We start from the raw sequence: 22,319 nt of genomic DNA, 5'->3' as shown, positions 1-22,319 counted from the left end.
TATTATAGATTATTTTGTATAATTAGTTGTTTTCATTGAACTTAATAGTTGGTACTCAAATTGTAATACTTTGAGAAGAGAAGACATAACATTCAGTGGGCTGTCGGCTAAGTATGAGTAGAATAATGAAAGGAAGTACAAATATGAAAACCTTAATAATGAGCCTCATTCTAGTTGTGGGTTTCGGAGTCGGGCCGTCAATAACCTTGGCAGGAAACACTCCATTTAATATTGAGAATCATCAGACCATGAAGACATGGTCTGCAGAGAATCACGTTGAGAAAGCCAGGGTTGCCAAAGAGAAAGTTGAAGGTCTTGAAGCAAAAATTGACGAACTTCAAACGAAAATCGATAAATTCTCTCAAAAACCCTACCTGGACACCAAAGGATTTAAGCGCCAAGGGTTGAGACTGTGGAAGGGGAAATTAGTCAATGAGTTAAGGCAGATAGTCGACAAGATTGTCTGGCACGAACAGCAAGCTCATGAGATGGTCGCTTCTCAGCACGACAACCAAGAAGACTCCTAATCCTGTCTAACATTCTTCTCTCGGATTCATGGAGCCCGATCAAAGATCAGGGCTCCACCATTCCTGGCAATAATCAAGTCATAGACAGATATCCTCTCATTTTCCTCCAACAGAGCCCTTAATTCTGTGTGACTGAGATCACATGAGAACGATGAATTTCGTCAATCAGTCTTTTGTCGTCCAATGATTAAACGTGGAAATTAAGGCGCTACGCTATTTTCCAACCTCGTTCAAATCTTCTGCAATCCAAACTTATCTGTAGATTGTAGCCTTCCAATCTTCTCTTTTTCTCACATGCGCAGTGCTGTATGCCCAATATCGGCCTATAGCCGTTCCAATATACTTCCGTCTGTACGACGTGTGTTGTTGCGCTGTGTACATGATGTACATTCGGCTGGAAGTTATTTGGTTTCGCTATAGTAGCCAGTTCATGTTTGAAGAGATTCGTGAAATTTGGATCAGTCTGTTTCCAGGCTATGTGTTTGTTCAGGAGGGAGAGAAAGTATAAAGTGGCGTATTTTATACTGTCCATACTGTTCTGTTGGACTTGATGTTCCTAGACAGAACCTTGTTCGACTGGAAAGATAGATGATGAAAGGAAGATGATGAGAGCATTCTCCCTCTATCTGGTGATCTGTGGTGGTAGTCTTGCTGTACTCTTAATCAGTCTGATTCTTCCTATTCTCTTGCCAGGCTGGCGCTGGCAACATGAACCGCTCCATTCCACCATAGAGGCGCTTGGTGGACTGACCGCCATCGCCATGGCGATTGTGTTACTCCATAGCACCAAGAAGCATGACAGAGAAAAGTTTCATGCGGTGGCGGGAGGTTTTCTTGCGATGGGCCTCCTAGAAGTATTTCATGCTCTTTCGACACCTGGGGATGGGTTCGTCCTCTTACGTAATATGGCAAGTCTCTTTGGAGGGATTGGGTTTTCGCTCGTCTGGCTTCGAACAGCAGAGAAAAGGAAGATGAGCGAGTCAACTATGCTGTGGTTGATCGCTGGAGGAACCCTGGCAATTGGTATCTGGATACTAGGATTTGCGGAACAACTTCCCGTCCTGATTCGCCAGGGCGAATTTACCCCAACGGCCATCGCACCGAAAAGCATCGCTTGCATGCTCTTCCTCGCCGGGGCTGTGTATTTCCTGTTGGATTACCGAAGCACCCGTCAATTAGAAGATGTCATGTTCGCATGCCTCGCGCTCATGTTCGGCCTCGCCGAACTGATGTTCACCTACTCGACTATCTGGGATGGACCATGGTGGTATTGGCACTGGCTTCGTCTTATGGCCTACTTCTTGGTTATGGGGTATGTTGGACATGGTTATCTCAATGCCTTCTCCGATTTGCAGATTTCACTGGTTCAGACCTTACAGGCTGAGGAATCAGTCCGTCGAAGCGAGCAGCAACTGCGTGAAGTGTTGGAGGAGCGCGAACGGTTGGCAGAGGATCTTCATGATGGCGCAATCCAATCGATGTTTACACTCGGGCTGAGTCTCGAACGCTGTCAGCGTCTTATTCCCAAAAATCCAAAAGAAGCGATCAGTACAATTGGTGATGTGATTGCGGATCTTAAATTAGTGATTCGAGACCTCCGGAATTATATTAGCGGTACAGAAGCTGAGTCTGAAAATTTCCCACCATTGAAAGAAGCGATCGCATCGCTGGTGCGTACGATGAACCATTCTGCTCCCATTCACTTCCGTATGCACGTTGATCAAGCCGCGACCACACTCCTGACTCCAGATGAGAGAACGCACGTGCTCTATGTCATCAAAGAAGCGATGAGTAATAGTCTTCAACATGCCGGAGCCAAATCCGGATCAGTGTCCCTTCACGTTCAGAATGAGATTGTTCGTGTAGAAGTCAAAGATGACGGTTTTGGCTTTGACCCCGCGGATGACGAGAGGCATGGATATGGTTTACGAAACATGGCTGCGCGTTCGAGGCGACTTGGTGCCAGGCTTGAGGTACGATCTGAGAGAAATAAGGGCACTCGAATCATCTTTGAAATTCTTAAGAAAGGAAGTCATGTCTCAGCACCAGTCTAATCCCGTCCGTCTTCTACTTGTGGATGATCATGAAGTGCTTCGTCTCGGTTTGCGAACATTATTTGGCGAGACTGAGGGGATTCAGGTGGTCGGCGAGGCAGGAGATAAAGCGTCGGCCATCTCGGAAGCCACCCGACTCAAGCCCGAGGTGATTGTGATGGATGTTCGATTGCCGGATGGCAGTGGTATTGAGGCTTGTCATGAAATTCGGAGCACCTTGCCGAACACACGAGTGTTATTCTTGACGTCTTTTGCTGATGAGGAAGCTGTGCTGGCGACTATCATGGCAGGGGCTGATGGGTTTCTTTTAAAAGAGATTGGCGGGGAGGAATTAATTCGAGCCGTCAAAACTGTCGCGGAAGGACAATCCATCCTTGATCCAGCAGTCACGCAACGCGTGCTCGCAAAAATGAAATCCCTTTCGGATGCGGCACTTGAAGACAAAAGTGGAAATTTATCTCCGCAAGAAAAGAAAGTCTTAGCTTTTGTCGCGGAGGGGAAGACCAATAAAGAAATCGCTATGGTGATGGACTTAAGTGATAAGACTGTTGGCCACTACCTCGAGAATATTTTTCAAAAACTCAATGTCACCCGCCGTTCTCAAGCCGCTGCGCTATTTGCCCGCCGATTTCCCCAATAGGGGTATTCACCCCTAACTGTGTACGGGCATAAAAGTTTTGGTTCTCCAGGCGTTCTCACCTACCGGTCCATCTTCTTCAAGGCTATAGTGTTGACATGATTGATTCGTAGATGGTGGCAATTTCGTTTACCATCAGGCTTACCAAAAGGAGGTCATCATGTTTATCAAGCACCCACAATCTTTTGTAGGGTTTTTCGCAATGGTTCTAACCCTGGTGTGTTCGTTGCTCATTGGAGCCAGCGTGACCCAGGCGAGTGAAACAGGCGGAAAGGGTAAAATGAAGGTCGTCTATCAAGTCAACGGCCCCGATCCAGCCGTTGCGAAATACGCGCTGGCGCTCATTAATAAACATATTGAAGCTGAAGGGGGTCCCGATAACATTGATGTGGTGTTAGTGGTTCACGGACCAGCGTTGAAACTCTTTGAAAATGCCAATGCTGATCAAGATCTGAAAGACAAGATTAAGATGGTTCTGGATAAAGGAGCAACCGCTGAGATGTGTCAGGTTTCGATGAAACTATTTGGGACTCCGTTAGAAAAATTAGTTGCTGGATTTATTCCTACGGAACATCCAGTTGCTGTCAAGCGCATTGCTGATCTGCAACGTGAGGGATATGTATATATTAAACCGTGAGGATGAATGATGACATATGATTGTTGTAAGCAGATAGTAACTCACAAAACCTCACTTCGTGGGAGCCATGCAGGCTCCCACGAGGGAACTGTGGGCAGTAGCATTCATGAAATGGCTTTGCGTCTCATGGTTGTCCTGGTCAGTCTGGTTTTCTTGACTTCTGTTGCCAATGCTGCGTCATCCGTAGAAGCTCCGGAATTTGAAATTGAGACCTTCGATGGGCAACGCTACAACAACGCATCATTACGTGGGCAGCCGACGTTGTTGGTGTTTTGGGTGCCATGGTGCCATTTCTGTCAACTAGAATTGCCGGTATTGGCAAAGTTTTATCAGGAGAATAAACCGAAACAACTTCGTATCTTGACCATTGCCTTTGCGGATACACGTGCCAATGTCCAAGAGTACGTCAAGGCCAACCCTGATACGTTTGTTTTTCCAACCGCCTATGATCAGGAGGATCGAATTGCCCAAAAGTTTGGTGTTAGCGCGACTCCGACATTTGTCGTGATGAATGAACAGGGTGATCTAGTCTTGGCGCACTTTGGAGCTGGCCTTAATCAGAATCCGCAGTATCGGGCATTCCTAAAAAGCATGCGTTAGAGAGTGAAAACAGTATTTCCATGATTGAATCTTCTGCTCAGATTCCACAGATCACCCTATTGGCTGCGTTTGGAGCCGGGTTTTTGTCCTTCCTATCTCCGTGCGTACTGCCTCTTGTGCCTTCGTATATTTCCTATGTCACCGGTCTATCCGTTGAACAGCTTCAAATGTCCACAAAGCGCGAACAGTTTCGAAAATCTATCATCTTGAATTCTTTGCTGTTTATCGCAGGGTTTTCTTCCATCTTTATTGTTTTGGGAGCATCGGCGAGTCTGTTGGGTCAATGGTTATTTGAATATCAGGAGTATCTTCGAAAGGTTGGAGGAGTTCTGATTATTCTGATGGGACTCTATGTGCTTGGTATGTTTAAGTTTAGCTGGTTGACGACTGAAAAACGTTTACACTTCCATACCCGTCCATTGGGGTATGGGGGTTCATTTCTGATCGGTGTCGCCTTTGCAGCAGGCTGGACCCCCTGTATTGGCCCTATCTTGAGTACCATATTATTGTATGCGAGTACTTCAGAAACGTATCTGGACGGGCTGACGCTCCTGGCCTTCTATTCATTAGGTTTGGGCTTACCACTCTTTGCTGCAGCCGTGAGTCTAGAACGATTTTTGTCTAACTTCAGAAAGATCCGACGACATATCAAGGCTCTTTCGGTCGTAAGCGGAGTGTTATTGATTGCAGTAGGTATCCTGCTTTATTCTAACGCGTTCGTCCGATTGACAAGCACCCTGGAACGTTTAGGCGTTGGATGGTATATCGGACAATAAGGTAAGTGTCATTAACACGGCAATGCTGTCAAGACTCTGTCTCAGATAACGGTCATCCCCCTTTTCATACGAACATAGGCTATACATCTCGAGTTGTCAGAGAGAATGTGCGAAATGTTCGCTTTTCCTACTACAGGTTAAGCTTTTTTATTCGACAGGTACCGTTCTTGTATGCTTGAATCGGTTGTTATTTATTCTAATGGATCCCCCATGAATCGAATCGAAACCAGCTATCGGGCGTTACTCAAAGTGGCGATTGTGCTCAATTCGCAACGGGATACGAATAGTCTCTGGCAGGCCATTACTGAACAGATCAATCATGTCATGCCCTGGGCGCGAGCGAGTGTGACGCTCTATGACCGGGACGTCGATGGGTTCCGGTTCTATATTGTGGCCACGAATATTCCAAAAGTTGTCTTGCAGGGCGATACGATAATTCCACGAACAGGAAGCGCAATGGGCTGGACTTATGATCATAAGGCGATGCATGTTCGTCCTGATCTCAAGCAAGAGCAGGTTTTTCTTGAAGACCAGTGGTACGTGGAGGAAGGTCTCGGACGAATGATCAATCTTCCGTTGCTCGTTCAGGAAAAATGCTTGGGGGTGTTCAATGTTGGAAGTGTCGACTCTGGTTATCCAAGCCAGGATGACCTTGAGTTTTTAATGCAAGTGGCGATGCAAATTGCCTATGCGATTGATCATGTACAAGCATACGAGGAGATCAAGCGACTTCATGGGAAGTTGGCACGAGAAAATATGTACCTTGCCGAAGAACTCAAGCTCACCAAGCACTTCGGTGCCATGGTGGGGGAGAGTCACATATTCCAATATGTGATGGAGATTGCTCAAGAGGCCGCACCGACCACAACGACCGTACTGATCAACGGAGAAACGGGGACAGGAAAAGAGCTGCTGGCTCAAGCTATTCATGATTGGAGTCCTCGTCGAGGCAAACCATTTATTCGAGTGAATTGTGCGGCGTTTCCACCTGGGTTGGTCGAAAGTGAGCTTTTTGGGCATGAGCGTGGTGCGTTTACCGGGGCAGATGCTCGTCGCGAAGGGCGTTTTGAATTGGCGCATGGAGGAACGTTGTTGTTAGATGAGATTGGAGAAATGCCGTTGGAAACTCAGGCGAAATTGTTGCGGGTGATTCAAGATGGCCTGGTCGATCGTATTGGCGGCAAACAACCAATTCCCGTCGATGTGCGTTTGATTGCTTCAACCAATGCTGATTTGGCCGCAGCGGTTGAGCAAGGTCGCTTTCGGGCTGATTTGTTCTACCGACTGCATGTCTTCCCGATTACGATTCCTCCGCTCCGTTCCCGTCCGGAAGATATCCCTGGGTTGGCACAGCACTTTCTTGAGCATTATCGCATTAAGCTCAGGCGTCCTTGTAAAGAGATTGCTGCGGAGTCAATGGAGAGACTCATCCGATACCCTTGGCCAGGAAACGTTCGAGAGCTTGAAAATCTCATTGAACGAGCGATGATTCTCTCTCATGAATCATTGTTGCACATTGATGAGCGGCTCCTTATGCCTTCTCCCACAACCCCTCCTGTCAAACCAGCTTCAGGGTTAATGGATTTTGAACGCCAGCACATATTGCAGACGCTAGCTTCGACGCATTGGCGTATTGAAGGTTCAGGCGGTGCAGCAGAACAACTGGGTCTTGCTCCTAGCAGTCTGCGCAGTCGTATAAAAAAACTTGGTCTTCAACGTCCAACAAAACTAAAGCGTGAGTCCGACTAGAAAATTACTACTGCATACCCTTAACCTCCTCTCTCGAATATTCCTCACTATTCAACGCAGTCTCGCCACGGGAAACCGTGGCCAAATGTCATGTATCCACCACCATTTTGAGTGGGACGTTTGCGCTGTCTATGGAGTCCTTCTCACTTAAAGAGCAATTCCTTTCAAAGTTTTCATAAGATTTCATATTGCTACGGATATTAATTTTTTGGTGTAGGACATGCATGGCGTGGAGTGACTAGGAATCTTAAGTGATGTTTTATCGTAAATTGATGTTCTATTCACCAAACTTTTGCTAGTTCCTTTCCTATCCTTCTAAAGATTCAACAAATTTGAAGTGTTTTTACTGTGATGTCTTTGTTGAGTTGCCTTGTGCAAAAAGGTTTCCTTTCTCTAATTGGCTATCAAGAACTGATTCAGCTGGACGTTGCTCTGATATGTGAAGAAATGAATAGATGAAGGTGTATCTTCAGACTGCAAACATTCGTGAAATTCAAGAGGCTGCAAACTTCGGAATTCTTGATGGGATTACGACGAATGCCTATCTCGTGTCGAAAGAAACTCACGCGTACAATATTTACGAGGGATTACAGGAAATTTGTCATCTTGTGGATGTGCCAATTTGCGTCGGAGGATTGAGTGTCGAAGAAGAGGCCCTGGTGAAAGAGGGAAATGAGTTGGCAAATATTCATTCCAACATTGTCGTGAAGTGTCCCTTCACCTCAGAAGGGCTCAAGGCTACCAAAAGGTTGGCTGCTGAAGGCATTCGCGTCAATGTCACGCTTTGTTGTTCCGCAACTCACGCATTGCAGGCTGCTCATGCAGGAGCATGGTATGTCTCATCTTTCATGGGTTGTCTTGGCTATGTGGAAGGCTGTGAAATACATGTGATTCGTCAAATGGTGGCTATGTTTCGTCATTATGGAATCGATGCGCAGATCTTTCTGGCTAGTGTGCAAGACCCTCGGCACGTCGTAGAGGCTGCTTCGGTTGGCGGTCATATTTGTGGAGTGCCCTTCTCTGTTATGAAAAGACTGATGACGTCTCGTTACGCTGGTGTCATAGAGAATACTCTGTAAAGCCACGTGGCTGTGTCTCAGCGTAGCGGCAAAGAAGTTTTTCCATAAACCTCACACTTCTGTTTTTTCTCAATGCCTTCGTGATGATCTCACAATATCTGAATAATTAACCACTGGCCACCGCGGTTAACGCCCACGAGCCCACCACGGTATTTGGTGGGCGATGGCTTGCTTCGTGGACTTTTGTGCAGATCAAGCAGTTATTTCCCCTGTATTTTCTGGAGATTTTATCTTGACGCCCATTGAATGGGTTTAGGTATAGCGCATGCAATGAGCAAGAGCATGAACTCCACGAAAGAAACAAAATTCCATACTTACATCACGATAGATCGAGAATTCTGAGGAAACGTGAGAACTCTTCAACTGAGTGGATGGTGATTGAAGAATTATGCCGAACATATTTATTGCGACCAGTGGCGTTGAAGGAGGAAATAGATGAGACGGGTAACATTAAAGCGAAATGGCTCAGTCGTAGTCTTGGGTGCCATGCTGGGTTTATTGCTCTTACCTATTTTGATGGCATTTCCTGTGATGGCTGGAGGCGGTGGGGGAGGGTCTGCTGGTGGTCCACCCGCTGAAGTGGTCGCAGCGCAAGAGGCTGCTGAGGAAAGTGTTGACCCTGAAGAAGAGAGTCAGGAAATGGCACGTGATGTCTACTATAAAACCGAAGGGGTCGTGTCGGGAGAAGCCGCTCCGATAGCTGAAAATAATGCTCGAGATTATCCGCGGTACAACTTTGAAAGTCGGGTTCTGATATGGGTGGCCAATCAACAGCATTTATATTACGGAAGTTTTGTCTTGGCGGTTCCTATCTTCTGCATGATTATTGAGTTTGTTGGGATGGTGACGAAAGATAAGGCTATGGCGAAAAAATATGATCGCCTCGCCTATGATTTCATTAGAATCAGCCTGACCGCTTATTCATTGACGGCTATTCTCGGGGGAATTCTTCTCTTTACATTTCTCACGCTGTATCCCACCTTTTTCGGGTATCTTTCCAGCATTTTTCGTCCGGTCATGCATATCTATGCTCTTCTGTTCGTTGCTGAAAGTGGAACGCTGTACATTTATTACTACGGATGGGACCGGATGAAGGATGGGATTCTGAAATGGCTTCATCTGACGATTGCCGTTGTCTTGAATGTGATCGGAACCGTCCTGATGTTTTTGGCGAATTCATGGATTGCGTTCATGATGTCTCCCGCTGGTGTGGATGAGCAGGGACGCTTCCTTGGAAACATTTGGCATGCGATTCATACGGCTCTTTGGAATCCTCTGAATTTTCATCGAATCCTTGGAAATATGGCGTTTGGTGGGAGTGTTGTGGCCGCCTATGCTGCCTATCGATTTTTGTCAGCGAAAAATGACGACGAGCGTGCACATTACGATTGGATGGGATATGTCGCGATGTTTATCGCGGTGATTTTCCTTATACCGTTGCCCTTCGCTGGATATTGGTTGATGCGCGAAGTCTACGCCTACCGTCAGCAGATGGGGATTACGTTGATGGGAGGCTTGCTCGCCTGGTTGTTTATCATTCAAGCCACGATGATTGGTGCACTCTTTCTAAGTGCGAGTTATTACTTGTGGCAATGTTTTGGTCGTATGCCCGGGGCTGAACGTTTTCAACGATACATCAAATATCTCGTATTCATCTCTATTGTGGGTCTCTTGGTGTTTATCACCCCTCACACGATTGTCATGACACCTGCCGAGTTGAAAGCGATGGGAGGGCAACAGCATCCAGTTCTTGGAAACTATGGGGTGATGTCCGCGAAAAATGGTGGCATCAATATGCTCATTATCGTAACCATCATCAGTTTTATCTGGTATCAGCGCGGCAATATGATTCCCTCTGTTCCTTGGCGAAAATTCGGTAATACCTTTATGACCTGCTTCTTTGTCATGGGAAGTCTGAACATTATTTGGTTGGCCATTTATGGGTATTACATTCCGGCCAATGTCAGGATTGGTCTATCGGTTCCGCAGGTTGTTACCACCCTGTCCTGTCTATTTTTGATGATGCCATTAAACATTGCCATGTTGAAGGGGGCCAAGGTCGCCGGTGCGATCAGATGGGGAGATATGCCTGCGCGTTCACAGTATGCCTTGATTGCCTTGGCCACGGAGTTTACGTGGATGATGGCCTTGATGGGCTATATCCGTTCATCTGTCAGATTGTTTTGGCATGTGAATGAAGTGATGCGTGATAACTCGCCTTGGGCCTATACCCACACGATTGGGTTTGCTGCCAACATGATTTCGTTCAATGTGTTGTTGTTTTGGATATCGATTTTGTTTGTGTTCTGGTTGGCGGCGTTCGGCCACAAGAAGGTGACGGCTCAAGAAGCCGTGCCTACCCCTGAGCTTGTTCCGCAACCTTCTGCTCGGAATTGAGGTGAAGAATGTATGTCTCTCATCATTATGTCGAGGAGGTCAATCATGGTTGATTTTCCAATTGGGAGTCCAGAGATTGAAGTGATCTTTGGGTTGATCGGGTTCTTTGGTGTACTGCTTTTAGGAATGACAAACGTCTTATCCTGCCCGCCCGAAACGTTAGTAGAGGAGAGCGCCAGGCCTAATCTTATGCAATATCAGGTGCGGTTTGGGTGGGGTCGTGATGACGAATACTAATACTGGCAGTCATCAAATATTACTACATGGCTGTGATGGTTCATATGGATTGATGAAATCGTTATTCACTTTTATCAAGAGGCGGTCGTCTCGCTGCTGACGTTGTGTGTATGCAGGAAAGGGGTTGACTGTCTTAGTAAATGGAAAGGAAGCAAGGATTCGTGACTCAATGTATTTCAGAATCTTTTCGGCATGTTGCCATTTTGGAAAATTGAACAGCGTAATTCCTAAAGGAGGAAGGAACCATGTATTTATCGAGACGGCAGTTCATGAAGGTGTCAGCGGGCACGGTGGCCGCGGTGGCGTTGGCGGATAAGGCGTTAGCCTTAACAGCCTTGCAACCGGTTATCGAAGTAGGGAACCCCCTGGGCGAGTATCCCGACCGGTCGTGGGAGCGGGTGTATCACGACCAATATCGCTATGATTCCTCGTTTACGTGGTGTTGTTCGCCGAACGATACGCATGCGTGCCGGATTCGGGCTTTTGTGCGCAACGGAATCGTGATGCGGGTGGAGCAGAACTACGACCATCAAACGTATGAAGATCTCTACGGCAATCGGGGGACGTTTGCGCACAATCCTCGGATGTGTCTCAAAGGGTATACCTATCATCGGCGGGTGTATGGACCGTATCGATTGAAGGGACCGTTGATACGTCGAGGTTGGAAAGCCTGGATGGATGCCGGGAGTCCAGAATTCACCCCGGACGTGATGACAAAGTATAAGTTTAATGCGCGGTATTTGGATGACATGCTGCGGGTGTCCTGGGATACGGCCTTCACCTATCTCGCCAAGGCGATGATCGTTATCGCCAATCGGTATAGTGGGGAAGCCGGGGCCAGACGGCTCAGAGAGCAGGGCTATGCGCCAGAACAGATTGAAATGGCCAAAGGTTCTGGAGTCCGTTGTATGAAGTTTCGTGCGGGGATGCCTATCTTGGGGATTATTGGAAAAATGGGTGTGACCCGCATGAATGGTGGCTGTGGAGCACTGCTGGATAGTTGGGTTAGAAAAGTTGGGCCAGATAAGGCTCAAGGCGGACGATATCTTAATAATCTCACGTGGCACGGCGACCAAGATCCGTCACAGCCCTATTGGTCTGGGACGCAGTCTATCGATTGTGATCTCAACGACATGCGGTTTTCTAAACTGAATACGAGTTGGGGGAAGAATTTTGTCGAAAACAAGATGCCGGAAGCTCACTGGAAGCTGGAGTGTATTGAGCGGGGAGGCCGTATTGTGGTCATCACGCCAGAATATAACCCCACGGCGCAACGTGCCGATTATTGGATCCCTGTTCGGCCAGAAACCGATGGAGCGTTGTTTTTGGGAGCATGCAAAATCATTTTAGATGAAAATATGCAAGATGACAGTTTTATTAAGTCGGCGACTGATCTTCCCTTATTGGTCCGTACGGATACTTTGCAGTATCTGGATCCTCGGGAAGTAATCAAAGACTATCAATTACCTGATTTTTCGCAAACGTATTCTGGCAAAATCCAAGCCTTAAAGCCAGAGTATGTGGCTCGTTTAGGCGGAATAATGGTGTGGGATCTCAATAGAGATCAAGCCGTGCCGATTCATCGGGAACTGGTGGGCTGGCATTTTAAGCAAAGCGGAATTGATCCAGCTTTGATGGGGACGTACCGGGTGAAGCTTTTGAATGGGCGGGAAGTGGATGTGATGCCGATCTTCCAGATGTATCAAGCGCATTTGCAAGATTACGATTTGGATACGGTACATCAGATTAATCGTGCGCCCAAGGACCTTGTCGTACGCTGGGCGCGAGATTACGGTACGGTCAAACCTGCAGCCATTCATAACGGGGAAGGAGTCTGTCACTATTTTCATATGACGAGCATGGGGCGCGCGGCAGCCATGGTTCTGATGTTAACAGGAAACATGGGGAAATTTGGAACTGGCTGTCACACGTGGTCTGGAAATTATAAAGTTGGTATTTGGGCGTCGACGCCATGGTCAGGCGCAGGGGCAGGTGTTCATACAGGGGAAGACCCCTTTAATATCACCACCGATCCTAATGCGCACGGGAAGGAAGTCATTTATCGCTCATATTATTACGGTGAAGAAACAACCTATTGGAATCATGGAGATACGGCGTTGATCGTGAATACGCCGAAGTATGGCCGTCGGGTATTTACCGGGAAGACGCATATGCCCACACCAAGTAAGTTTCGGTGGGTGGCGAATGTCAATATTTTGAATAACTCGAAACATCACTATGACATGGTCAAAAATGTCGATCCGCATATTGAGACGATTGTCACTCAGGATATTGAAATGACCTCCGATGTCAATCATGCCGATGTAGTGTTTGCGGTGAATGGCTGGATGGAGTTTACCTATCCGGAAATGACGGCAACCGTATCCAATCCATGGATGCAAATTTGGAAGGGAGGCATTCGGCCCCTCTATGACAGCAGAAATGATTTAGATACCGTAGCTGGCGTGGCTTCCAAGTTGGCAGAGATCACCGGTGATGGGCGGTTCCGGGATTACTTCAAATTCGTCTATGAGAACCGGGTGGATGTGTATGCGCAGCGATTGCTTGATGCAGGGACAACCACATACGGCTATAACGCCGATACGATGCTCAAGAGCGAGAAGGGCTGGATGGTGATGTGTCGGACCTATCCGCGTGTTCCACTGTGGGAGGAAATTAATGAGAGTAAGCCGCAGTGGACGCGGAGTGGGCGGTTGGAGGCCTATCGGGTGGAGCCGGAAGCCATCGAGTACGGGGAGAACTTTATTTCACATCGGGAAGGGACCGAAGCGACGCCGTATCTGCCGAATGCCATTATGTCGTCGAATCCGTACATTCGGCCAGATGACTACGGGATTCCGATCACCGCGCAGCATCACGACGATAAGACGGTGCGGAATATCAAGCTGCCGTGGCAGGAAATCAAACGGTACTCGAATCCGTTATGGGAGAAAGGGTATCAGTTCTATTGTGTGACGCCCAAGACGCGGCATCGGGTGCACAGTCAGTGGTCGGTGAACGACTGGGTGCAGATGTATGAGTCGAACTTCGGCGATGCGTACCGGATGGATAAACGGACGCCGGGGATTGGGGAACATCAGATGCACATCAACCCGGCGGCGGCGAAAGATCGGGGGATCAATGACGGGGACTATGTCTACGTCGATGGGAACCCGGTGGATCGACCGTATCGGGGCTGGAAGCCAAGTGACCCGTACTACAAGGTGGCGCGGTTGATGATTCGGGCGAAGTATAACCCGGCGTTCCCGTATCACGTGACGATGGCCAAGCATGCGCCGTATGTGTCGACGGCCAAGTCGGTGAAAGGGCATGAGACGCGGCCGGATGGGCGCGCGATTGCCATGGATACGGGGTATCAATCGAACTTCCGGTATGGAGCGCAACAGTCGTTTACGCGGAGTTGGCTGATGCCGATGCACCAGCTCGATTCATTACCGGGCAAGAGTGCGAACAAGTGGAAGTTCAAATGGGGCTTTGAGATTGATCACCATGCGGTCAATACCGTGCCGAAAGAATGTCTGATCCGTATCACGAAAGCGGAAGAAGGTGGCATCGGCGGGCGGGGGCCATGGGAGCCGGTTCGGACCGGGTTTACGCCGGGTCAGGAAAATGAGTTCATGATTAAATGGCTCAAGGGTGATCATATACGAATTAAAGTATAAAAGAAGAGGGGCCAGGACGCATGGTTTCCTGGCCCCGTCGTGAAAATAGTTATCTAGGGGGCAAGTATCCATCGCTGTGAATGGGGAAACTGATACGCAAGTGTCTAATAGACTATGCGAAAACCTTGCGTATTTGTGGTCGACGATGAGGAGTTAATTCGACATGGTATTGTGACACGGCTTACTCGTCAACATTTTCTGGTGCGAGACTTTGAGTCTGGCGAGTCAGCCTTACGTTTTATGGAGCTACACCAAACATGCCCTGATGTCATTCTTTTAGATTATAAGATGCCAGGGATGAGTGGGTTAGAAACCTTAGCAATTATTAAAAAACAGATACCCTCAGTCGTGGCGATTATTTTAACCGTTGATCGGGGGGCGGTGGATGAAGAGATTGCGAGAAAAGTTGGAGCCTGGAACGTGTTCGCAAAAAGCGTGGAACTTGATGGAATCGTGCAGCTCGTTAATGATGCATTGGCAATCAAGAACAGTTCGAATGAAGGATTCGCCTAGTCATGATCAAGGCAGATTCTCAAACTATTGCAGGTTGTCTGTAACAATATTGTAATCATTAAGTAGCATAAGACGAATGCTACTTTTGACCTTAACCAATACTGGCTTACGCTACTAACGGAGGAAATCATGCCAGAGGTGTATAATTGGCAATTAGGCCGGAAGATGCTGTATCCGTATGAAGAGCGGCATCCGAAATGGCAGTTTGCATTTGTGTTCAATATCAACCGGTGCTTAGCCTGTCAGACGTGTTCGATGGCGGATAAGTCGACGTGGTTGTTCTCGAAGGGGCAGGAGTACATGTGGTGGAACAACGTGGAGACGAAGCCCTATGGGGGGTATCCGCAGTTCTACGACGTGAAGATCACGCAGTTGATTGAGCAAGTCAATCCCGGGGGGCAGGTCTGGAACGTGCGGGTGGGGCGGAAGCACCATGCGCCGTACGGGGTGTTCGAAGGGATGACGATTTTTGACGCGGGGGCGAAGATCGGGCAAGCGGCGATCGGGTATATCCCCACGGACCAAGAGTGGCGGTTTGTGAATATCTATGAAGATACGGCGACGTCGATGCGGGCGCTGGTCGAAGGCGTCGATAAGACGGGGTTCACGAAAGAAGAGCCGTGGAAGATGAGTGGGAGTAGTTTGCCGGAGCATGAGACGTACTTCTTCTATCTGCAACGGATCTGTAACCACTGTACGTATCCAGGGTGTTTGGCGGCGTGCCCGCGGAAGGCGATCTACAAGCGGCCGGAAGATGGGATTGTGTTGATCGACCAGAACCGATGCCGAGGGTACAAGAAGTGTGTGGAGCAGTGCCCGTTTAAGAAGCCGATGTATCGGGGGACGACGCGGGTGACGGAGAAGTGTATTGCCTGTTATCCCCGAGTGGAAGGCAAGGACCCGTTAACGGGGGGCGAGCCGATGGAAACGCGGTGTATGTCGGCGTGTGTGGGGAAGATTCGCTTGCAGAGCCTGGTGAAGGTGGGGGAAGATGGGTTATGGGCGGAAGACCGCTGGAACCCGTTGTACTACACGATCCGGGTGGAGCAGGTGGCGTTGCCGTTGTACCCGCAATGGGGGACGGAGCCGAATGGGTACTACATTCCGCCCCGGCAAGCGCCGCGGGGGTATACGCGGCAGATGTTTGGGCCAGGCGTGGATAACGCGATTGAGAAGTATCTGGTGCCGAGTCGGGAGTTGTTGGCGGTGCTGCAGTTGTGGCGGGCGAGCCAGCAGATTCTGTTCCGGTATGATGTGATCCCTGGTCCGAAAGTGTTTGAGACCCAGATTCACGGGAAGAAGTTTGAGATGTATAACGATACCGTGTTGGGCTTTAACAAGTCGGGCAAAGAGGCGGTGCGGCAGCAGGTGGAAGAGCCCATCTATGTCCGTCCGGCGGAACGGATCAACTGGCTGTAAGGCGTTTTCCAAAGACAGCAATGTAGCAGAGGATTGGAGGTCGGCCGACGCTTTCCATCTACCGGCATTGGAAAGGTCTATTCCTTATCATTGTCGCCCGGCCTCCCTTTTTTTATGTCATTTATATACACGTATCAGGAGAGATCATGAACTGTCGACGATGTGCTGGATTCATGGAAAAACAAATATTGATGGATCATATGAATGAATCGGGAGAAATATTTATTAAGGCCTGGCGATGTCTCAACTGCGGAGAAGTCCTTGACCCCATGATTGCTCAAAACAGAAAATCTACACCGGCACCGATTTATGATAAAGCCCGTATGAGAATTACAAAGGGAATTTCCGTCAGGAAAGTGATGGCTCTGGATAAGAAAGAAGTCAGCATATAGATACGAGTAGAGATTACGAGCCACAGTGCTGCAGGCATAAGGCTTTTCTGAAGCTCATCATTTTTTAAGCATGCCCAAATTGGAATCCACCAATTTGGGCATGTTCATAATAGATATTTGTCACTTCTCAACATTCTTTCCTATTTACCATTTTCAATAAAAGTTCTGTTTTACGAAAACCTCTCTTACTCTAACCGTCCTAATTGTGTATCAATCCGTTTGTTTTGTGGTATTCGCGTGCGTCAGTATCGCGAGTTTACGAGGGTAATGCCCTAGGGTTCTCAGCTGCAATTTGCTAGAAAATATTGTCTCAAAACTCCACATGGGTCTAATTTTCTTGTCTCACATAGTGTGAGTCTTTCTGTCTTTCCTTCTTTTCCCTTGCACGACGAGAGAAACTATTTCCGCGAGGTAGCGTGGTTGAGTGATTGTATTCCGCCGCGCAATTTCGTGAGATATTCCGTGGAATATGTCGCGTTATAAGATTGCGAAATTATATATACAGGGAAATGTGTGTATTTTCGGAGGAATCATCGGTGTAGTGCGAATATGTTTTTTGGCGTAAAGCATGCAGAGAGTGAACGAGAGTCCGGCTGAAACTGCTTATCTGTACCAATGTTGTCGTCAAAGAAATTTTCGCATGACGATGAAGTGTAAGAATTTTTATACAGCGTAACACACTTATTTTTAGGAGGGTCAAGCAATGCCTTGGTTTGAGGGATTCCTACGTACCTGGTGCGGACGACTGGCATTTCTATTGGCAGGAATGAGCGCATTCATTGTTTCTGGAGATATGAGTTTTGCGTCTGATCATCCAGATACAGAAACGCATGCTTCTGCTATCAAACCAGTGTCAACGGTTACGAATGATTGGGTTGAACGACTCAAAGGACAAACGATTGTTGAGGATTCAATGGAGGGTCGACCAGATCGAGCCGCAAAGGTTGACCGCCAACATCAACGGTTGATGAATCAAATGAACCATCAGATGCAAATGGATATGACATCTCCTCGCGCGGATGGTTCGTACAATACGACCTCCATGTTGCATCAGTATGGAGCTGGTGGACAGGATTATCTTCTTGCCTCAGATAGTAAGTCTGAACCAGTCTCAAGGCTGGCGGGTCGATGTCCGCCTAGTGCCCCAGTCACAGCTTTTGATATCTCAGCAATCGATGTTGAGATCACCTTGAATCAATGGCTGGATTATTATCCTGGTTATATGTATGTCCTCACCGAAAATATTGAAAAGGTTCGTCAAGAAGAAAAGTCCAATGCTGCGGCCCGCGAAACGGAGGGATTTCCCACGGGGGCGGTGACGAATGGGTTGCAGACCGGGTGGATTCAGCCGTTGGTTATCCGAGCCAATCAAGGTGATTGTCTAAGAGTGAAGTTACGGAATAAATTGGAATTTGGTGAAGACGTGAGTTTTCATATTCATGGATCGAGCATGATTGTTTCGGATACGGGGCAACCAGCCACGACCACGAACCCTGATGGTGTGGCGGAAGAAGGCGAAGGCATTGATCTGGAATGGTATATCCATCCGGATACGCAAGAGGGAGGGCGTCAATTTCATAGTTATAGTAATGATCGAGAACTGACAGTCATGGGATTGTTTGGGGCTTTGATAGTTGAACCGAAGGGGGCGAAATATTTACCAGCAGTCAAAGAAGGCGAGGATTCTCGTCTCCAGAGTGGCTGGCAAGCGATGATTGATAATGCCAATGGCCCTGATTTTAGAGAATTTGTCGTCATCTATCATGAGGTGGGAGATGAAGCGTTTCGACCAGTGAATAAACATGGAGACTTTCTTCCGCAGCGTGACCCATTGACAGATGTCTATCGCCCGGGAGCCCGTGCATTAAATTACCGAAGTGAACCATTCGGTATTAATTTTATGCATTTACAACATGAATATTTTGGTTTTGAAGATGAGTCGTTAGGTTACAGTTCCTATACCTTTGGCGACGCTCCGACGCCAATTCCACGGAGTTATTTAGGCGATCCGGCAAAATGGCGGCTGATTCATGGAGGGTCAGAAATCTTTCATTCTCACCATCCACATGGAGGATCGATTCGTTGGGCACGAAGTCCACGGGCGACTGATGAAATGCCTCTGTGGCACAAAGCGAAAAATGGTCCGGTAAAGTTTCCTGTTATACGGACCAAGTCCGATCGTGTCGATACCGAAGTTATTGGGCCAGCCGAGGCACTGGATTTGGAAACGGAATGCGGGTCCGGCCTCTGTCAGCAAGGAGCCGGCGACTTTCTCTATCATTGTCACGTCGCCCATCATTATGTCGCAGGGATGTGGGGATATTGGCGGGTCTATAATACATTGCAAACAGCTGAGGTGCATACGGACGTCATGCCGAAATTGGAAGAATTGCCTGACCGTCGTGGTCGCATGCGTCAAGCCGTACCATCTGACAAACTGGTAGGGGAAACGCTTGATTGGTTTGGTAAGAAATTCAAAATCATCGAAAAAGGCAAGAGCAAGTGGAATGCAGATCCTGTCATTGTGACTCTCAAAGATTGGGTGTCGATGCAGTTGCCGACGCCAGGTCAACCTGGACATACTGACGATGAGCGTGGGCAGATTATGGCCTATGATGCATCGGTTTGGGACTGGACCTGGGATGGCATGACGGCCTTAGCAGAAAAAGAAAGTACAATCGAAAATCCAAAATATAAATCAAAGACTCCAGGCAAGCGGCGGGCGTTATTCTTTGATCCGATTACTGGAAAGCTCGCGTGGCCGCATATGTCTCCTCATTTTGGGAAGCGTGTACCATTTTCGCCTGATCATAATCCTGCTCCCTGGCTGGAACCTATACGACGAGATGGGAATGGTAACCCGTCTACACAACCGGCTAAACCCGGAGAAAATGGCCGGTGGAGTCTCTGCCCGGATAATGCCAGACAAGCCTATTACAATGTCCATTTTATCGAAACCCCAATTGAAATGACGGCGAAACAAGGTGATGAAGAGTCGGTCATTGACCCCAAAGGTCTCATCTTTGTAGCGCATGAAGAAGAGGAAGCGATTCGTGCCAATAACGACCTGAAGCTTCCGTTGGTCTTTCGAGCGAATATTTATGATTGCTTAGATTATGTCTTAACGAGTGAATGGGAAGATGACGATTTTACGAATTTTCAATCATCGAAAATCAATACGCATTTTCATTTCGTACAATTCGATACGCAGTCGTCCGACGGAGTCATTACGGGAATGTCGTACGAACAATCGGTGCGTCCCTTCACCATGCTAGAAAAGCCGTTAAAGAAGGGATTACCTGTTCCCATGAATGCCGTTCTGCTTGAATCAGCAAAGAAAGGCGAGCAATCGATTCGCGTCTCAAATGCCGCACAATATCATGAAAATACATTGCTCTTGGTTGGGGCTGATAATGTGAAAGGAAATGAAATCCGCCGAATTCAAAAGATTAAAGGTCAATCCATTACCTTTTTTCAACCGCTGGAGCATGATCATCCAGAAAAGGATATTGTGACGGTAGAGTTTGTTCGCCAACGGTTTTGGCTCGATGCTGACGTAGGCACCGTCTTTTGTCATGATCATGCGTTCGGTGCCACGACATGGCCGCATGGGGGATTTTGTTCATTATTGGTTGAACCGGTGGGGGCCACGTATCATGACCCCAAGACTGGAAAGCCTATCCGAACCGGTCCCATCGCTGATATCCATACCACAGAACCCATTGGGTATGGAGTGAATAAGAGTTTTCGAGAGTTAGCCGTTCAAATGCATGATACGGTTCCCCATTCGGTCAATATCGTTACGGCAGGCAATCCTCCTGGACAACCGATCGAGGTGGCTTTGGAGGCTGGGAAAACCGTGTCTTTTCAAATGCCTGATGATCTTTATATGTCTCCCATGCCTTTCTTAAATGGGGGTACGCACACCACAGGAAGCGGGATTGACTTTAGAACTGAACCAATTGCGTTACGATTGGCAGTCAATCCTGATCCTTCGAAAATTTTTAGCAGTGTGGTTCATGGAGACCCGAGTACTCCACTTCTTCGAGCGTATACGGGAGACACTCTCGTCTTTCGGTTGGTTGAGTCGTTAATGAATGAAACACATGTCTTTACCGTCGCAGGGCATTCATTTTTAAGTGAAAGATATGCCGGTGATGCGAATAGAAAAAATTCGATTCACGTCGGCATTGCTGAGCGGTATGATCTAGTGGTTCCAGAAGCGGGAGGACCGAGACGGCAACCGGGCGATTTCTTGTATTTCAATGGTCGGTCATCGAAACTGTCTGAAGGTTCCTGGGGTATCTTCCGGGTTTTCGATGAACAGCAAGATGACTTAATGGCATTGCCAAGAGGCTTAGGAGAGCTGGAAGGACCGAAGGCGCCATTACCTGTTTGTCCTTCCGATGCTCCCAAGAAGGAGTTTAAGGTAGTGGCTATTGATCATCCTACGATGAATTTTAACACGCAAGTCCCTGAGTCTATTGAAGTAGATTTTGAACGAACCATCGATCTTCAGAATCCGAATGGAAAAGTGTATATATTGGAAGAAGAGGTTACGAAAATCGCTGATGGATTTCAGCCTATGCCATTGACCGTGAGGGCCAATATTGGTGACTGTATTGTGGTGCATCTGACGAATAAGATGAAGTCAAGCCGTGCGTCATTTTCAGCTTTTGCGTTAGCCTTTGATCCGAAGGATTCGTTGGGTCTGAATCTGGGAAGGAATCCAGGTGATCAAACTGTTGGTCCTGGAGAGAGTCGAGTGTATACCTATTATGCCGATCCATCGCATGGGGAAGTTGCTGCACTCGTATGGGATGGCGGTAATATGATGTTGAATCCCAGAGACGGTTTGTTTGGGGCAATTATTATCGGGCCCAAAGGGTCGGTGTATCGAGATCCTAAGACAGGAGCTGACATTAGTTTGAAAAATAGTTGGGAAGCTGATGTCTTAATTGATCGAAGTATCTCAGAGAATGAGCATCGAAAGAACTATCGGGATGTGGCATTATTTTTTCAAGATGAAGATAACATTATCGGGACTAGTTTCATGCCATATGTGCAAAACGTGGCAGGGATGACGGGAGTGAATTATCGTTCAGAGCCATACCTGCATCGTGAAGAACATGGTTGTACGCTGGGTCGAATGTTTCAACCCTGTGACGCGGATAATCCTCAGGACCCGGTTACGCCGTTAATCGAGGCTCATGCTGGCGATTCAGTTCGGATTCATGTGTTTGGGGCGAGTAGCGAACAAAATGGAATGTTTAGTCTTGAGAAACATGAATGGCCAATCGAGCCATTCATGCCGGGTGCAGACTTAATTAGTGTTGTGGAATTTGGAGGATCAGAGCATATCGATGCCTTTATCCCTGCAGCCGGCGGTCCATATGCCTTACCTGGCGATTATATTTGGAATAATCAGCGGCTTCCATATGCTCAGTCCGGTCAATGGGGGTACTTCCGCGTGTTGCCAGAAGGAGACCAGCGGATTCTTCCTTTGCAAGAGGGGAAGACGACGAACATGAAAGAAGCCCATATGGATGAAAGGAAGAAATCCGCATCCCTTATGAACCCGGTGAAATTGAAATAACTTCAAGGTCTTGTTCGCAAGAC

At 47.8% G+C, this 22,319-nt stretch carries 15 protein-coding genes; all 15 read left to right on the top strand.

Features of this window, described 5'->3' with window-relative positions; genetic code table 11:
* Positions 1-143 precede the first annotated feature (143 nt).
* Positions 144-527 (top strand): hypothetical protein, encoded by a 384-nt coding sequence (locus tag ACWHX8_RS16765; RefSeq protein ID WP_447969279.1) that lies wholly within the window; start codon positions 144-146, stop codon positions 525-527.
* A gap of 602 nt (positions 528-1,129) precedes the next feature.
* On the top strand, positions 1,130-2,581 hold the full coding sequence (locus ACWHX8_RS16760; RefSeq protein ID WP_447969278.1) for a sensor histidine kinase: 1,452 nt from the start codon (positions 1,130-1,132) through the stop codon (positions 2,579-2,581).
* On the top strand, positions 2,562-3,221 hold the full coding sequence (locus ACWHX8_RS16755) for a response regulator transcription factor (RefSeq protein WP_447969277.1): 660 nt from the start codon (positions 2,562-2,564) through the stop codon (positions 3,219-3,221). Before ACWHX8_RS16760 ends, ACWHX8_RS16755 begins: the two co-directional genes overlap by 20 nt.
* A gap of 157 nt (positions 3,222-3,378) precedes the next feature.
* Positions 3,379-3,855 carry a DsrE family protein gene (locus ACWHX8_RS16750; RefSeq protein WP_447969276.1) on the top strand — a complete coding sequence of 159 codons (477 nt, stop codon included), beginning with the start codon at positions 3,379-3,381 and terminating at the stop codon, positions 3,853-3,855.
* A 90-nt stretch (positions 3,856-3,945) separates the two neighbouring features.
* Positions 3,946-4,455, top strand: a complete 510-nt coding sequence (locus tag ACWHX8_RS16745; protein ID WP_447969275.1) for a TlpA family protein disulfide reductase — start codon at positions 3,946-3,948, stop codon at positions 4,453-4,455.
* Positions 4,456-4,475: 20 nt separating this feature from the next.
* Positions 4,476-5,231 carry a cytochrome c biogenesis CcdA family protein gene (locus tag ACWHX8_RS16740; RefSeq protein ID WP_447969274.1) on the top strand — a complete coding sequence of 252 codons (756 nt, stop codon included), beginning with the start codon at positions 4,476-4,478 and terminating at the stop codon, positions 5,229-5,231.
* Between the two features lie 210 nt (positions 5,232-5,441).
* Positions 5,442-6,980 carry a sigma 54-interacting transcriptional regulator gene (locus ACWHX8_RS16735; protein WP_447969273.1) on the top strand — a complete coding sequence of 513 codons (1,539 nt, stop codon included), beginning with the start codon at positions 5,442-5,444 and terminating at the stop codon, positions 6,978-6,980.
* A gap of 455 nt (positions 6,981-7,435) precedes the next feature.
* Positions 7,436-8,059, top strand: coding sequence for a transaldolase family protein (locus ACWHX8_RS16730; RefSeq protein WP_447969272.1), 624 nt, complete (start codon positions 7,436-7,438; stop codon positions 8,057-8,059).
* Positions 8,060-8,494: 435 nt separating this feature from the next.
* Positions 8,495-10,456 carry a cytochrome ubiquinol oxidase subunit I gene (locus ACWHX8_RS16725; protein WP_447969271.1) on the top strand — a complete coding sequence of 654 codons (1,962 nt, stop codon included), beginning with the start codon at positions 8,495-8,497 and terminating at the stop codon, positions 10,454-10,456.
* Between the two features lie 45 nt (positions 10,457-10,501).
* Positions 10,502-10,693, top strand: a complete 192-nt coding sequence (locus ACWHX8_RS16720; RefSeq protein ID WP_447969270.1) for a hypothetical protein — start codon at positions 10,502-10,504, stop codon at positions 10,691-10,693.
* A 245-nt stretch (positions 10,694-10,938) separates the two neighbouring features.
* Positions 10,939-14,376, top strand: coding sequence for a molybdopterin-dependent oxidoreductase (locus tag ACWHX8_RS16715; RefSeq protein ID WP_447969269.1), 3,438 nt, complete (start codon positions 10,939-10,941; stop codon positions 14,374-14,376).
* A gap of 114 nt (positions 14,377-14,490) precedes the next feature.
* Positions 14,491-14,889 (top strand): response regulator, encoded by a 399-nt coding sequence (locus tag ACWHX8_RS16710; RefSeq protein WP_447969268.1) that lies wholly within the window; start codon positions 14,491-14,493, stop codon positions 14,887-14,889.
* Between the two features lie 129 nt (positions 14,890-15,018).
* Positions 15,019-16,308 (top strand): 4Fe-4S dicluster domain-containing protein, encoded by a 1,290-nt coding sequence (locus tag ACWHX8_RS16705; protein WP_447968487.1) that lies wholly within the window; start codon positions 15,019-15,021, stop codon positions 16,306-16,308.
* 146 nt (positions 16,309-16,454) lie between these two features.
* Entirely contained in the window at positions 16,455-16,700 is a 246-nt protein-coding gene (locus ACWHX8_RS16700; RefSeq protein ID WP_447969267.1) for a hypothetical protein, read from the top strand.
* Positions 16,701-17,403: 703 nt separating this feature from the next.
* The gene (locus tag ACWHX8_RS16695; protein ID WP_447969266.1) at positions 17,404-22,296 is read left to right on the top strand and encodes a hypothetical protein; all 4,893 of its coding nucleotides are present in this window, start codon (positions 17,404-17,406) and stop codon (positions 22,294-22,296) included.
* Positions 22,297-22,319 lie beyond the last annotated feature (23 nt).

The sequence above is a fragment of the Nitrospira sp. M1 genome (assembly GCF_965152605.1).
Note: the sequence above shows the minus strand (reverse complement) of the source record. Positions and strands in the feature narration are given on the sequence as shown.